Consider the following 756-nt stretch of genomic DNA (forward strand, 5'->3'; position numbering starts at 1 on the left):
TTTCGGACGATCTGACGCATTGTTATCATTCCACGTCTTCGTCCCTGCAACTGATGTCTTGCCTACTTTTGTATTCGTGATGTCATAACCATTTACTTTGGATTCGTATCCATCTACCGGTTGTTCTTTCACTTCATACTTGTATGCTTTTCCATTTTCATCGAACGCTACTAAATCTTTAAATTCATACTTCCAACCTGTTTCTTTGCTTACTTCTTGTGTCGCAATCACTGTACCGTTTTGTAGTAAGTCTACTTTGATGGCTTTATGCTCTTCCTCTGTGCCACCTTTCCATGTCTTCGTTCCTGCAACTGATGTCTTGCCTACTTTTGTATTCGTGATGTCATAACCATTTACTTTGGATTCGTATCCGTCTACTGCTTGTTCTTTCACTTCATACTTATATGCTTTTCCGTCTGCATCGTTTATTGCCAAATCTTTAAATTCATATTTCCAGCCTGTTGCTTCGCTTACTTCTTGCGTCGCAATCACTTTACCGTTTTGTAGTAAGTCTACTTTAATCATCGTTGGACGACCTTCCGCATTTCCGTCCTTCCATGTTTTCGTTCCTTCTACTTTTGTTGTTTGTACCACTTTTGTATTTGTAATGTCATAACCATTTACTTCTGTTGTGTATCCATCTATCGGTTGTTCTTTTACTTCATACTTGTACGCTACTCCATTTGCATCATAGACTGTTAGGTTGTCAAATTTGTATTTCCAACCATCAGCCGCTGTTACTTCTTTCGTGTCTAC

1 protein-coding gene is annotated in these 756 nt (G+C 38.9%); it reads right to left on the minus strand.

Annotated features, from left to right (window positions below):
* Positions 1-756, minus strand: a 756-nt coding sequence (locus tag MR083_RS26710; RefSeq protein WP_242270094.1) for a Cna B-type domain-containing protein, incomplete at both ends; no start/stop codon positions are given.

The sequence above is a fragment of the Bacillus cereus group sp. BfR-BA-01408 genome, assembly GCF_022663305.1.
Lineage (GTDB): Bacteria > Bacillota > Bacilli > Bacillales > Bacillaceae_G > Bacillus_A > Bacillus_A pacificus.